Genomic DNA, 13,605 nt, shown 5'->3' on the forward strand with positions numbered 1-13,605 from the left:
GGCGCAGTCTGCGACATGTTCACCCCAGACGAGTGCTACAACTTCTTCCAGGCCGCAGGATATGAAACCAATTGAGCCAGACGCGCTCTAATTTCACTGGCACCGCGTTTTTCGTGCCATCACTGGTGAAACCTGCGCGCAAGCCGTGCGAAGAGTGCGTTTGCATCGCGCAGCCATCCGGCTTGTTGATGTGGACATAAAATCGCGCTGTCGACCCGCTGAGAAGTCAGCATTAAACGATTTTCGTTGATGCGCCCCCTTTCCACTAAATGAGAACGGACAGTGTGTGGGGTATCAGTCTCTATTATTGCGCCGCTTGGTGGTTCTGCAAAAAAGCCCGTGTCAGTCGCCGAGGTTCAGTCTAAAAGCCCCTGCGTAGAGAGTCGCAGGACTTCCGATGTAAGGTAATTGACCCAGCAGACCTTATTGAGGCTGGCCAGCTTGATGGATTATAAGCGATTTTCCGAACGAAATTTGGCTAGGAAAGTATTTCGATGACAAAGGACGGCATGGATCAACCTGCAAATCTCCCGCTTGATGGAGAGCGGAAACTTCCCGAACTCCAAAGAGTGGTCGAGATTGAACAGCTTCATCGGTACCAACTGGCTTGCAGTCTGGCCACCGGGCTGGATGTTCTGGATATCGCCTGTGGCGATGGTCACGGAACCGATGCTATTGCCGCAAATGCCAAGTCGGTTGTCGGGGTGGATATCAGCGAGTCGGCTGTGAGGTATGCAAAGCACCACTACCGAGATCCAAACCTCTCTTTCCACGTCGGCAGCGCCACGGATATTCCGCTTCCAGATGATTCCGTAGACTTGGTCACTTCTTTTGAGACCATTGAACGTCTGGAAGAACACGACCGAATGATGCAGGAATTTCAACGTGTACTTCGGCCCGGCGGTTTATTGTTGATGTCAAGCCCCAACAAGCACGAGCATTCCGACAAGTCGGGGGATGATAGCCCACTTCATGTGAAAGAGCTTTCTACTGACGAATTCGTAGAACTGGTCGACGGCTACTTTTCAAACACATGTCACTATGGCCAACGTCTGAGCACGGCGTCGCTCATCGCGAACGATCAGAGCGCTGCATTTCGTGTACTAGCCGACAGCGATATCCACGATAGCGTCACGAATGCTCGTCATGATCTTGTTCTTGCCTCGGACGGTGAACTGCCTGAACTGCCGAACTCGATCTATGAAATTCCTGGTGTTCCGCTGGAACCCTATTCCGTCGAGGACGTGCAAAATGGCGCGACAGACCAGAAGGAAAAGTCAAAGCAGGCGATGGGCGAGCAAGAACAAAGTTCATCTCCGGAAGATTCTCTGAGCAAACTCAAGAGAACCTTGGCAGAGCGCGATGAGATCATTTCCCATCTCATCGAACATCTTCGGAGCACAACGATTGCTGCCAATGAGGTAGTTCAAAGTAGATTTTGGCGCAAAACCAGCCTGAAGCGGCGTCTGTCAAACAGCATGCGCAAACGCCGCGGACGACCCAAGAGAATTTGGCCGGAAAAATTTGAAACACCTGATTTCGTTGAGCGCATTCTGGCCGGTGACACCAATGTCAACTTGTTCCTGCCGGACCGACGCGCCAGTGCAGCGCAAGGTGTAATCCCACCTTTCGGTCGCTACGGAAAAGGGCCGAACCTGCCTGTTGTTCAATATTCACAGGTGAAGGAAGGCTTTGTCGACTATATCCCTCATGAGACGCTTGAAACTGTTGTAAAGGCCATTGCCTTCTATCTACCGCAATATCATCCTTTTCCCGAAAACGACAAATGGTGGGGCAAAGGTTTCACCGAGTGGACCAATGTAGGTAAAGCGCACCCTCTTTTTGCAGGGCACCATCAGCCACATTGCCCCATACACTTGGGATACTATGATCTGCGCCTTCCTGAGGTCATGGAAGAGCAGGCGAGATTGGCGCGCAACTATGGCGTGTCCGGGTTCGCATATTACTTCTACTGGTTTGCGGGCAAGCTGCTCATGGAAAAGCCGCTTGAAGCAATGCGCGACAACCCCAAAGTAGACATGCCGTATTGCATGATCTGGGCCAACGAAAACTGGACTCGCCGCTGGGATGGGTTGGATCAGGAAATCCTGATCGCGCAGGATCATTCGTTGGAAGATTCACGTGCTATGCTTCAGTATCTTGAATCCTTCATGAAGGACCCGCGGTACATTCGTATTAACGGGAAACCCCTGTTCATCGTTTACCGGGCACACCTGATTCCTGACTTCAAGGAAACCGTTCAGATGTGGCGGGAGCAGGCAAAAGAGATGGGGCTGGACGGATTGTATGTCGTTTCTGCTCAAACTGCCGATAGTGGAACGCCAGAAGAGCTTGGTCTGGATGCAGCCATGCAATTCCCACCTCATGCTGTTGACGCAAAGAATGTCACCAAACTCGTCGATAACCTAGCCAATGAGTTTGAGGGCGGCATCTATGACTACGATGATATTGTATCCAAGGAGGTCCGCAAAGAACCCTCGGCGAAGAAGACCTTCCGGACGGCCATGCTGTCTTGGGACAACACTGCGCGGCGGGGTCTGAAGGCATCGGTATTCACTGATTTCAGCCTGACCCGCTATAGCCAGTGGTTGTCTGCGAATGTCGAAAATGCAGCCAAGGACCCTAACCTGTCGGATGATGAGCGTATCGTGTTCATTAACGCGTGGAACGAATGGGCAGAGGGTACTCATCTGGAACCGGACCAACTCTACGGATATGGCTATCTGGATGCCACGCAGAAAGTCCTTGCCAACTATGACTCTGCTTCGGCGCCCTTCCTGCGCCCGGAAATTCCCGAAACTACTGAGGCTAAATATGCCATCGTAGCTCATGTGCATTATTCAGACACTTGGCCAGAATTGAAAGAACTGATTGACACGCTGCCGCAGGGGGCGGTGGATGTCTATGTAACGACTACAAGTCTGGAAGCGGCGCTGATTGTCTCCAGAAGCATGCCGGAAGCTCATGTAGAACTCGTCGACAACCGTGGCCGGGACGTTCGCCCATTCCTTATCACGGCGAATCGTATTGCCCACCTGAACTATCGGGCTGTCTGCAAGGTTCACGGCAAAAAGTCGGTATACCGGGTCGATGGTGACAAAATCCGCAAGAGCACACTGAGCGCGCTGATCAACAAGTCGGCTATCAAGAAATTTGAAGCGGACCCCAAGCTGGGAATGCTGGCGACGAAGCAATCAGTTCATAAACACGAGTCAGTCAACATGCGCCACAATCGTGCGACTGTTAAAGAACTAGCGCGCGAGATAGGACTTGAATATCGCGATGGCCAGTTCATAGCAGGAACCATGTTCTGGATCACGCCGAAGGCCGTCGAGCCTCTGTTGAAGCTGAACATCAACGATTTTGACGTTGAACGCGGTTTGGCTGATGGCACCCTTGCCCATGCCGTAGAGCGTGTTTTCGTCAACCTCGTGGAAAAATCAGGTTATCGGCTGGAGTCTTTCTGAGGCAGGTGGATTGGTTGCTCCGGCAAGGAGTGGCGCTGCAATTGGTATGGGAGCGTCGGCGCTCCTGCCCGAATGAACAAGAACTGTATTGTCCATGCAGGAATTCCAATGTGGCAGGCATTCGCGTCAAAACGGTGCTTTGACAAGCTGTGTTTCACAGATCGTCTTGTGCTTTCAGCTTTCTTTGTTCAGACGGACTTATCCTACGTTCTCTGAAACAGGTCATTCTGGCCAGAGAACCGGATAGAGCGAGGCGACCAGTAATACTGCCATTGTCCAGTTGAACACCACCAACCGTCGCGGGTTCGTCAGGATCCGCGCCATTTGCTGGCCAAGTACCGTCCAAGTGCTGACCGAGGGCAGGTTTATTGCTCCGAACACCAGCGCCACGATGATGATGGCATTCAGCGTCTGACCAGGTGCGTAGGCAGTCGTTGCAGTCAACGCCATTGCCCAGGCCTTGGGATTGACCCACTGAAACGCAGCCGCTTGCAAGAAAGTCATCGGGCTACCTGTTGCGTCCCGGCTCTGAGCTGGAGCGGCGTGGGCGATTTTCCATGCCAGATACAGCAGATATACAACTGACGCGACTTTGAGCACCGTGTAGCTGACGGGATATCGGTCGAACAACTGAACAAGCCCGGCGCCAACCAGCAACACCATAAACGTAAAACCTAATCCGATGCCCAGCATATGCGGGATCGTGCGGCGAAATCCGAAGTTGGCACCCGATGCCATCAGCATGAGATTGTTCGGCCCCGGAGTGATCGAGGACACGAAAGCAAAGGCAATCAGCGCAAGCAGTATTTCATAAGTCATGCTGCGATTAATTGCCTGTTATTGTTATAATGAAATTGCGTTCTTGTGCGTATCGGTGATATTTTCGCAATTAATGACGAAGATGGATAAAATAAACCGCGATATATTGCGCGAATTGTCTGTGGATGGCCGCATCAGCAATCTGGATCTGGCAGATCGTATCGGCCTTTCGCCTTCGGCCTGTCTTCGGCGCGTGCAAGAACTTGAACGATCGGGTGTGATCTCGGGCTATCGGGCTGTGCTTGACCCCGCAGCCATGGGTGTTGGGTTTGTGGCTTATATCGGTGTGGGGCTTGGCGAGCATACCAAAGCAGCGCAAGAAGGTTTTGAGCGTGCCTTGCAGCGCGCGCCCGAAGTGGTCGAATGTCACAATATCACAGGCACCATTGAATATCTGCTGCGGGTCGAATGTGCGGATCTGCCCTCGTACAAGACATTCCACACAGAAGTGCTGGGAACGCTTCCGCATGTGACCTCGATAACGTCCTATGTCGTGATGGGATCGCCCAAGGATATGAGGGCCTGAAGCCCAGAATGTGAACCTTAACCATCTTGCAGGGTTAATTTTCAGCGCCTAGTGTCATCACAAATATGTCGCTGACTGGGGTTATGACCCCAAAACGGCGCCAACATCAGGGAGATGACCATGAAACTCGTTCGGACAGGAGCGATGGCTGCAGCCGTAGCGTTGATTGCAGGTGCTGCCTTTGCGGCGCCATTGAAATTGCAACCGGCCAGCCCGCAGCCCTCAAATCCAAAAGCTGGCTTGAACGTCAAGTATGTCGGGAACGGCACGCAGCGAAAGATTAGAGATCTCAAACAGGCCAAACGGTTGTTGTCCAAGGCCAAACCAGGTCAACCGCTGCGCGGCTTGGACTACCGTGACACGGATAAGGGTGATCCGGTTCTTACGTTCAGCGACCCTTACAACGTTGCAGCCGAGATCACGGGTTACATCCGGTTTGATGCGCCGGGCGTCTACGAACTTGAAACATGGTCGAATGACGGGATTGAGGCCTATGTGGGTGGCCAGCAGATCGGCTATGTTACCGGCATTCAAGGGTGCGAGGCCAACCAACGGACCGAAGTCGAAGTTCCCAAAGCGGGCTGGTATCCGGTCAAGATCAACTACTTCCAAAAGCTTGGAACATCGTGCCTGATGATGAAATGGGGCAAGAAGGGTGATCGCGTCACCTGGGTTCCCAACAATGTGTTTGGGCGCTGAGACCTCGATAGCATTGTACCAATGAAAAAGGGCGCTCACCGAGCGCCCTTTAAATTTGCCTGTGGCAGATATCAGCTGCCTGCCGCGATCAGCTCGGCCTGCGCAACGATCACCTCGGCCTGCTTGATCGAGGCGATGTCGACCAAGCGGCCTTTGTACACTGTGGCACCTTCACCATTAGCCTTGGCCTGTTCCATGGCGGCCAGAATCTCGCGGGCTTCCGATACAGCCTCATCCGATGGGGTGAAAACCTGATTGGCCAACGCGATCTGCTTGGGATGGATCGCCCATTTGCCAACCATGCCCAGTGTCGCAGAGCGTTTGGCTTGTGCGATATAGCCTTCATCATCCGAGAAATCGCCAAACGGACCGTCAACCGGTAGCACACCATGGGTACGACATGCGGCAACGATCGCAGCTTGTGCCCAATGCCAGGGGTCAGACCAGTGTTTCTCGCCTTCGCGCAGCATGTAGTAGTTTTCCTGAGTGCCTCCGATACCGGTGGTTTGCATGCCCATCGAGGCTGCGAAATCGGCGGCTCCCAGACTCATTGCCTGCATGCGAGGCGACGAGGCAGCGATCTCTTCCACATGGGCGATACCGGCCGCAGATTCTATGATCACTTCAAAGCTGACGGGCTTTGAGCGGCCTTTGGCACGCTCGATTGCGGTGACCAATGCGTCGACCGCATAGACATCGGCAGCGCAACCTACTTTGGGGATCATGATCTGATCAAGGCGGTCGCCGGCCTGCTCCAGCAGGTCAACAACGTCACGATACCAATAGGGCGTATCCAGCCCGTTGATACGCACTGACATGTACTTGTTGCCCCAGTCGACGGTGTTCAGCGCCTCGATCACGTTGGCGCGGGCAGCGTCTTTGTCCGTCGGTGCGACCGAGTCCTCGAGGTCGAGATTAATCACATCCGCAGCGGAAGCTGCCATTTTGGGGAACAGTTTTGTGTTCGAACCAGGGCCGAACAACTGGCACCGATTGGGACGTGCCGGGGCAGTGGGTTGGATGCGGAAACTCATCTGGACCTCGCGTGAGTAATGAAATTACGATTTTCCTGCTCAATGAGGTATTAAATTGCGCGAGTCTGCGCAAGCATCATTGTGCATCCGCGGCAATGCTGGCGCAGCATATCGTTTTGGAGTGGGTGATCGTGGTGATTAAAGTTTAATCAGTTTGCAAACTTCGAAGATTTTTGCGTGCTGTAAGAAAATTGCGCAAAAATCTTCCACCTACGTGGCGGTTAGTCGGGATATACGCGAAACGCTCGCCAAAACGGTTCTCTAGTTTATGCCGGAATCAAAGGAGTGCACCGCAATGATCGAGACACCGTATTTGCTGTTTTTGGGCGATGCGCCCGACCAATTGGCGGCCAAAGTGGCCCAGGGTATCAAAGACTGGCGCCCGGAAAACGCAGTAGGCCAGTTGCGCATGGATGGCTGCAAAGCCGATCTGGGCTTGAAGGACATGGACCTGATTGAGGCACGTGAAGCTGGCGCTAAAACACTTGTGATCGGCGTTGCCAACCGTGGTGGCGTGATCAGCAAAGAGTGGAAAAAAGTGCTCGTCGCCGCCCTTGAGGAAGGTTTCGACCTGGCATCCGGCTTGCACAACCTGCTGCGGGATGAGCCCGATCTTGTCGCGGTTGCCGAAGCTACCGGACAAAAACTTCACGACGTTCGTGTACCCGAAGTGGACTATCCCATTGCAAACGGCATCAAGCGCAAAGGCAAACGTTGCCTTGCTGTCGGAACCGACTGTTCCGTGGGCAAAATGTATACGGCCATGGCGATGGATGCCGAGATGCGCAAACGCGGCATGAAGTCGACCTTCCGCGCCACTGGTCAGACCGGCATCCTGATCACCGGTGATGGCGTACCGCTGGACGCGGTCATTGCTGATTTCATGGCCGGCTCGGTCGAATGGCTGACGCCTGACAATGATGAAGATCATTGGGACCTGATCGAAGGGCAGGGCTCACTGTTCCACGTATCGTATTCGGGCGTGACCATGGCGCTGGTCCACGGCGGCCAACCGGATGCCCTGATCCTGTCGCACGAGCCGACCCGCGAGCATATGCGCGGTCTGCCGACCTATCAGCTGCCGACACTGGAAGCGTTACGGGATACTGCGTTGGCGATGGCCAAGGTTGCCAACCCGGACTGTCAGGTTGTCGGCATTTCGGTCAATACGCAGCACATGAGTGAAGCGGACGCCACCGCCTATCTGGCAAAGGTCGAGGCCGATATGGGCCTGCCTGCCACCGATCCCTATCGCTTTGGTGCGGGCAAACTGGTCGACGCGCTGGCCGCGATGTGATCAATAAGACCCGCCGGGGTCTCTCCGGCGGGCAAACTTTGAAAAGTGAAGGAGCAGGCGCGTGCAGATTGAAGTCTCTCGTGATGTATTCCGGCTGGCTCAGGTCTTTACGATCTCTCGCGGGTCGCGAACCGAAGCAAAAGTACTGACAGTGCGTGTCTCGGACGGAACGCATCAGGGCTGGGGCGAGTGCGTGCCTTATGCGCGTTATGACGAAACGCTTGAGTCGGTCGAAGCCGAGATTGCTGGCCTGCCGAACACGTTTGATCGTACCAAATTGATGCACTTGTTGCCTGCGGGCGCTGCTCGGAATGCGGTGGATTGTGCGCTATGGGATCTGGAGGCCAAACGGGCTGGAAAACGTGCCTGGGATCTGGCCGGATTGCCAGTACCGGGTCCTGAGATCACAGCGTATACCCTGTCGCTCGACACGCCTGAGAAAATGCAGGCGCAAGCAGCAGAAAACGCCTTTCGCCCCTTGCTGAAAATCAAGCTCGGTACGCCGGATGACATGCCGCGTTTGGAGGCCGTTCGCGCAGGAGCGCCGGACGCCAAGATCATCGTGGACGCCAACGAGGGCTGGTCGGCTGAAGTGTACGCTGATCTTGCACCGCATCTGGTGAGGCTGGGTGTGGCGCTGGTCGAGCAACCTCTGCCCGCGGGAGAGGACGATGCGCTGATCGGAATGGATCGTCCGGTGCCGGTATGTGCAGACGAGTCCTGCCATGACCGCAGCAGCCTGCCAAAGCTGAAAGGCAAATATGATGTGGTCAACATCAAGCTCGACAAGACAGGTGGCCTGACCGAAGCGCTGGCCCTGCGCGAGCAGGCGCTGGCCGAGGGCTATCGCGTGATGGTTGGCTGCATGGTCGGAAGCTCTTTGGCAATGGCACCTGCGACACTGTTGGCACAAGGTGCGATGGTAACGGACCTTGACGGCCCGTTGCTGCTGGCCGAAGACCGCGACAACCCGTTGATTTTTGATGATGCCGGAGTGCACCCGCCCAAAGCGGACCTCTGGGGTTGAGGAGACAAGACATGACCCGCACCGTTTATGTAAATGGCGAATACCTGCCCGAGACCGAGGCTAAGGTTTCGATCTTTGACCGTGGTTTTCTGTTCGCTGACGCGGTTTACGAAGTCACCAGCGTTCTGGATGGCAAGCTGATCGATTTCGAAGGCCACGCCGTGCGCCTGAAACGGTCTCTGGACGAGCTGGAGATGTCAGAGCCCTGCACCAAGGACGAACTGCTGGAGATTCACCGCAAACTGGTGGAGCTGAACGGTATTGAGGAAGGTCTGATTTATTTGCAGGTCAGCCGTGGATCGGATGGCGATCGGGATTTTGTGTTCCCATCGGCCGATACCAAACCCAGCCTCGTTCTGTTCACTCAGAACAAGCCGGGTCTGGCCGATAGCCCCGCGGCCCAAAAGGGTGCTAAAATCATCTCGATCGAGGATATCCGCTGGGGCCGTCGCGACATCAAGACCGTGCAGCTGCTCTACCCGTCGATGGGCAAGATGATGGCCAAGAAGGCTGGTTGCGACGATGCGTGGCTGGTCGAAGATGGTTATGTAACTGAGGGCACCAGCAACAACGCCTATTTCGTCAAGAACGGAAAGATCGTCACGCGTCCGCTGTCAAACGACATTTTGCACGGCATCACCCGCAAGGCAGTGTTGCGGATGGCCGCCGAAGCCCAGATGGAAATCGAAGAGCGCCTGTTCACCGTTGATGAGGCGAAAGAGGCGGATGAAGCCTTCACCACTTCGGCCAGCGCCTTTGTCATGCCTGTGGTCGAGATCGACGGAGTGACTCTGGGCGATGGCACCCCTGGTCCGATCGCAAAGCGTCTGCGTGAGATTTATTTGGACGAAAGCCGCAAGGCAGCGATCTGAGTATCCATGAAATAGAAACTGAAAAAGGCCCGCTGATCCAGCGGGCCTTTGTTATTCTCGGCGAGGGCTAAGTTAGTCCTTTTTGCTGACATTCTCTTCGAAGGCGACTTCGAAAGCGGCCTGCTTTTCCGGGCTGGCTTCGGTCTGATAGTTTGCTTTCCATTCGGCCATGGTCATGCCGTAGAAAATCTCGCGGGCCTCATCCTTGCCCATCTCGATGCCTTTTTCGTTGGCTGCTTCCTGATACCAGCGCGACAGGCAGTTCCGGCAAAATCCGGCAAGGTTCATCATGTCGATGTTCTGCACATCGGTACGGTCTTGCATCAGATGCTTTTGCAGGCGGCGGAAAGCAGCGGCCTGAAGTTCAATTTCGGTTTGCTGGTCCATTGTCGGGCTCCGGATAAGTGTCTCGTGTCCTGTATCTGAACTAGCAACCCGAAGGCTGCGATACAATAAACACAAGGCTTGCTGGCGCTTTGCAGAAGTAAATTCTGATTTATGCCAGCTTGAGCGCCAGCCACGGCATCAGGCAGAACACGATGGTCAGAATTTTGTAGTTCGCTAGATACCTGAAGTAGGCCCTCTTTACGTCCGCACGCTCCATCTGAAACATTCGACCGTGAATGCCCGCAATCCAGTCCTGCAGGACAACAATCATCAAGGACGTAAAAACCAAAAGGCCGAGGTTAAGAACCGTCATCCAGCCGAAGACGGTCGTCAGGAATTCCTGAGTCATGGTCGTCTCCTTTCCTCCAATATATGGGGTTCAGGATACGCGCCCTCAATAATATGAGGATCGGAAACTACCTGCTATGACCCTACGTCATAAGCCACTTTCACTGAGCGCGTCTTGCAGCACGGGGGCCAGGCGCTCCGCCCATTCGCGTTGTCCGGCATGGTCCGCGATCAGGTCATTGCGCAGCTCGATCAGCGCGTTTGGACGGCCAAAGGTAGTGCAGTGCTTGTCAATCGCATCTCCGGGCAGAACGCCGGTATAGGGTTCATTGACCCCGACACACAGGTCCCCTTCCGCTTCGAGCCGATTGATGAGAGGGCGCGAGAAGCGTTCATCCGGGGTGTGCAGTACGCCGATATGCCACGGGCGGGGGTCACGGCCGCGCAGTTGGCGGGTAAAGGAATGCATGGACACGATGACTGCATGGGGCAGGGCGGCCATTTGTGCCAGAGCTTCGTGATAAGGGCGATAGCACATATTCAGTCGCCGCTCACGCTCGGCCGCGTCTGCGTGCCGGTTGCCGGGGATGATCGAACCATCATAGAGTTTCATCAGGAGGGTCGGATCATCCTCGCCACGATTAGGATCAATCACAAGGCGTGAGAAATTGGCCGCAATAACAGGCGCGTTCAGAATCTCACCCAAATGCTTTGAGACTTCGTAGGCGCCCACATCATAGGCAATGTGACGTTCCATGTCTTCACGCTGCAGACCCAGATCGCCCCCGTTGATTTCAGGTGGTACGGTGTTGGTTGCATGGTCGCATGTGATCAGCCAGCGGGACGGGCGATCCGCGCCGTGTACGAAAAACGGGGTGTATGTCATGAGCCTGTCATCTAGTTTGCCGCAGGTGTAGGGCAGTTGCTTGAGAAAGGGAATTGCGCAATAAGCACACCAACGCAATGTTTGCGGTAACATCGAGCGGACGAGGAGAGCAAAGCTTATGCGACGCCTGAGAAATGTGAAAATCGTGGCGACGCTGGGGCCGGCGTCCAATGACTATGATACGATCCGCGCCTTGCACGAGGCCGGTGCAGATGTATTCCGCCTGAATATGAGCCATGGCAGTCACGACGAAATTCGGGAACGGCACCGGATTATTCGGCAGGTAGAAAAAGATCTGGACAGCCCGATTGCTATTCTGGCGGATCTGCAGGGCCCAAAATTGCGTGTTGGGGTGTTTGCGAATGACGCGGAAGAACTGATTGAGGGTGAAGCGTTTCGGTTGGACCTTGATGAAGCGCCCGGTGACGCCAAGCGGGTCTGCTTGCCACATCCTGAGATCTTTGCCGCTCTTGAACCCGGTGCTCGCCTGCTGGTTAACGACGGAAAAATTCGTCTGACCGTTGAAGCCTGCGGCCGCGATTTTGCCGACTGTAAAGTTGAAACCGGAGGCACCATCTCGAATCGCAAGGGTGTGAATGTGCCAGACGTTGTTCTGCCGCTGGCGGCCCTTTCTGAAAAGGATCGCGACGATCTGGAGTTTGTTTGCCAGCTAGGCGTGGATTGGCTTGCCCTGAGCTTTGTTCAGCGCGCCAAGGACGTCTTCGAGGCGCGCTCGCTTGCAGATGGCCGAGCTGCGATCCTCTCCAAGATCGAAAAACCAGCTGCGGTAGAAGCGTTTGCCGATATTCTCGATGCCTCCGACGGGATCATGGTAGCGCGCGGTGATCTCGGTGTGGAATTGCCCGTATCTGCTGTGCCGCCAATCCAGAAAAGACTGGTCCGCAAATGCCGGGCAGCAGCCAAGCCGGTGATTGTGGCCACACAGATGCTGGAAAGCATGATCGAAAGCCCGATGCCGACGCGCGCAGAGGTCTCAGACGTTGCAACTGCAATCTATGAAGGCACTGACGCGATCATGCTGAGCGCTGAATCGGCGGCGGGCTCTTATCCGATCGAGGCTGTTCAAACCATGAACAAGGTCGCCATCGAGGTTGAGGCCGATCCGACCTATACTCAGATTATCGCAGCCTCCCGTACGGCCAAGGGCACGACTGTTGCCGATGGCATCGTTGCAGCAGCCCGTGAGATCGCGGAAAAGACTGAAATCAAAGCAATCTGTTGCTTCACGCAAAGCGGGACGACTGCGCTGTTGACTGCACGCGAACGCCCGGGAGTGCCGATCATTGCCATGACCTCGCTCAAGGGAACCGCGCGCAGGTTGTGCCTGAGTTGGGGTTGTAATTGCGTCATGACGCCCGAGCTTGAGCGGTTCAAAAGCGCTGTTGTCAACGCCGCCCGTGCAGCGCGCTCAGGCGGGTTTGCAGGGCAATCAGATCAGATTGTGGTGACAGCAGGCGTTCCGTTCAACGTTCCGGGGACAACCAACATCCTGCGTGTAGCGCCGTGTGATGAACGCATGATTTATAGCACTGATCCCGAGTAAGCCGGATCAGGTGAATTCTGCTATTTGCGGTTGGGTGAGATTGGACCTCATCGGGTTGGTTCCCGGTGAGGTCTTAACTTGATACGACCTGAAAAACTCTGATTTTTAAGCGGAATTTGACCGTTAGAGACGAATTTGGCAAAATGGTTTCCATTTTCAGGTGATTTATCCTGATACTTACATTGGGCGGTCTCACAATAAAGTTCCAAGTTCCGGCTGCCCTGTCGGGGACACGGGCCTCGATCAAACAAACAAAACGGAGGAACGGCATGACAACGAAAATTGTCATTGGACTGGACGGGACAGAAACCGGAGAACGCGCAATCGCTTTTGCCAAGGACATGGCTCAACGTATTGGATCGTGCGAACTTCTGGCGGTGTATGTCATTGAATGGTCCCCATTTACATTTCAGACACCGGAAGAAAACGCCCTGCGCCACAAGCGGCGTGAGGAGGAAGTTGAACTCGCGACCTCTCGAATTGTGAACCCCGCGGTGGATGCACTCAAACAAGCCGGGTTCGAAGCACATGGCATTGTGCGCCATGGCGATGTTGCCGAGACGCTGAACGAAATCACTGTCGAAAACGGTGGATCGCAAATTGTGGTCGGTCGGGCCTCGGCGGATGGTTTCAAGAAACGTCTGTTCGGAAGCTCGACACAAAACCTGGTCATGCATGCCGACGTTCCGGTCACGGTCGTGAACTGAGGGGAGGGATT

13 protein-coding genes and 1 pseudogene are annotated in these 13,605 nt (G+C 54.8%); 9 read left to right on the top strand and 5 right to left on the bottom strand.

Annotated features, from left to right (window positions below):
• Nucleotides 1–91 precede the first annotated feature (91 nt).
• Both ACR0CW_RS19705 and ACR0CW_RS19710 read left to right on the top strand, forming a co-directional pair.
• Nucleotides 92–196, top strand: a pseudogene (locus ACR0CW_RS19705) (helix-turn-helix transcriptional regulator); the annotation flags it as partial.
• 298 nt (nt 197–494) lie between these two features.
• Complete coding sequence (locus ACR0CW_RS19710; RefSeq protein ID WP_480789092.1) at nt 495–3,488, top strand: glycoside hydrolase family 99-like domain-containing protein; 2,994 nt, start codon at nt 495–497, stop codon at nt 3,486–3,488.
• A 222-nt stretch (nt 3,489–3,710) separates the two neighbouring features.
• Here ACR0CW_RS19710 and ACR0CW_RS19715 read toward each other — a convergent pair whose 3' ends face one another.
• Nucleotides 3,711–4,307, bottom strand: a complete 597-nt coding sequence (locus ACR0CW_RS19715) for a LysE family translocator (RefSeq protein WP_480789093.1) — start codon at nt 4,305–4,307, stop codon at nt 3,711–3,713.
• Between the two features lie 73 nt (nt 4,308–4,380).
• Between ACR0CW_RS19715 and ACR0CW_RS19720 the strand changes: the two genes are divergently transcribed.
• Nucleotides 4,381–4,833, top strand: a complete 453-nt coding sequence (locus ACR0CW_RS19720) for an Lrp/AsnC family transcriptional regulator (RefSeq protein WP_480789094.1) — start codon at nt 4,381–4,383, stop codon at nt 4,831–4,833.
• A gap of 120 nt (nt 4,834–4,953) precedes the next feature.
• Nucleotides 4,954–5,532, top strand: coding sequence for a PA14 domain-containing protein (locus tag ACR0CW_RS19725; RefSeq protein ID WP_480742142.1), 579 nt, complete (start codon nt 4,954–4,956; stop codon nt 5,530–5,532).
• 71 nt (nt 5,533–5,603) lie between these two features.
• Here ACR0CW_RS19725 and ACR0CW_RS19730 read toward each other — a convergent pair whose 3' ends face one another.
• On the bottom strand, nt 5,604–6,566 hold the full coding sequence (locus ACR0CW_RS19730) for an L-malyl-CoA/beta-methylmalyl-CoA lyase (RefSeq protein WP_480789095.1): 963 nt from the start codon (nt 6,564–6,566) through the stop codon (nt 5,604–5,606).
• 295 nt (nt 6,567–6,861) lie between these two features.
• Between ACR0CW_RS19730 and dgcN the strand changes: the two genes are divergently transcribed.
• From dgcN to ACR0CW_RS19745, 3 genes are all read left to right on the top strand, one after another.
• Nucleotides 6,862–7,863 carry an N-acetyltransferase DgcN gene (dgcN, locus tag ACR0CW_RS19735; protein ID WP_155149109.1) on the top strand — a complete coding sequence of 334 codons (1,002 nt, stop codon included), beginning with the start codon at nt 6,862–6,864 and terminating at the stop codon, nt 7,861–7,863.
• A 61-nt stretch (nt 7,864–7,924) separates the two neighbouring features.
• Nucleotides 7,925–8,890, top strand: a complete 966-nt coding sequence (dgcA, locus tag ACR0CW_RS19740) for an N-acetyl-D-Glu racemase DgcA (RefSeq protein WP_480742136.1) — start codon at nt 7,925–7,927, stop codon at nt 8,888–8,890.
• Nucleotides 8,891–8,901: 11 nt separating this feature from the next.
• Nucleotides 8,902–9,762 (top strand): D-amino-acid transaminase, encoded by an 861-nt coding sequence (locus ACR0CW_RS19745; protein WP_480742135.1) that lies wholly within the window; start codon nt 8,902–8,904, stop codon nt 9,760–9,762.
• 72 nt (nt 9,763–9,834) lie between these two features.
• On the opposite strand, the gene ACR0CW_RS19750 is transcribed toward ACR0CW_RS19745, so the two are convergent.
• The 3 genes from ACR0CW_RS19750 to ACR0CW_RS19760 form a co-directional block, all read right to left on the bottom strand.
• Entirely contained in the window at nt 9,835–10,149 is a 315-nt protein-coding gene (locus ACR0CW_RS19750) for a DUF1244 domain-containing protein (protein WP_480789096.1), read from the bottom strand.
• A 109-nt stretch (nt 10,150–10,258) separates the two neighbouring features.
• A complete protein-coding gene (locus tag ACR0CW_RS19755) occupies nt 10,259–10,498 on the bottom strand; it encodes a DUF6868 family protein (RefSeq protein ID WP_480789097.1) in 240 nt (79 codons plus the stop codon).
• Nucleotides 10,499–10,585: 87 nt separating this feature from the next.
• Nucleotides 10,586–11,323: an N-formylglutamate amidohydrolase gene (locus tag ACR0CW_RS19760; protein ID WP_480789098.1), complete on the bottom strand. Its 738-nt coding sequence runs from the start codon at nt 11,321–11,323 to the stop codon at nt 10,586–10,588.
• 118 nt (nt 11,324–11,441) lie between these two features.
• On the opposite strand from ACR0CW_RS19760, the gene pyk reads away from it, so the two are divergent.
• Nucleotides 11,442–12,887, top strand: coding sequence for a pyruvate kinase (pyk, locus tag ACR0CW_RS19765; RefSeq protein WP_155149118.1), 1,446 nt, complete (start codon nt 11,442–11,444; stop codon nt 12,885–12,887).
• Between the two features lie 269 nt (nt 12,888–13,156).
• Nucleotides 13,157–13,594 (top strand): universal stress protein, encoded by a 438-nt coding sequence (locus tag ACR0CW_RS19770; RefSeq protein ID WP_170333989.1) that lies wholly within the window; start codon nt 13,157–13,159, stop codon nt 13,592–13,594.
• Nucleotides 13,595–13,605 lie beyond the last annotated feature (11 nt).

The organism is Ruegeria sp. CH6 (assembly GCF_056537005.1).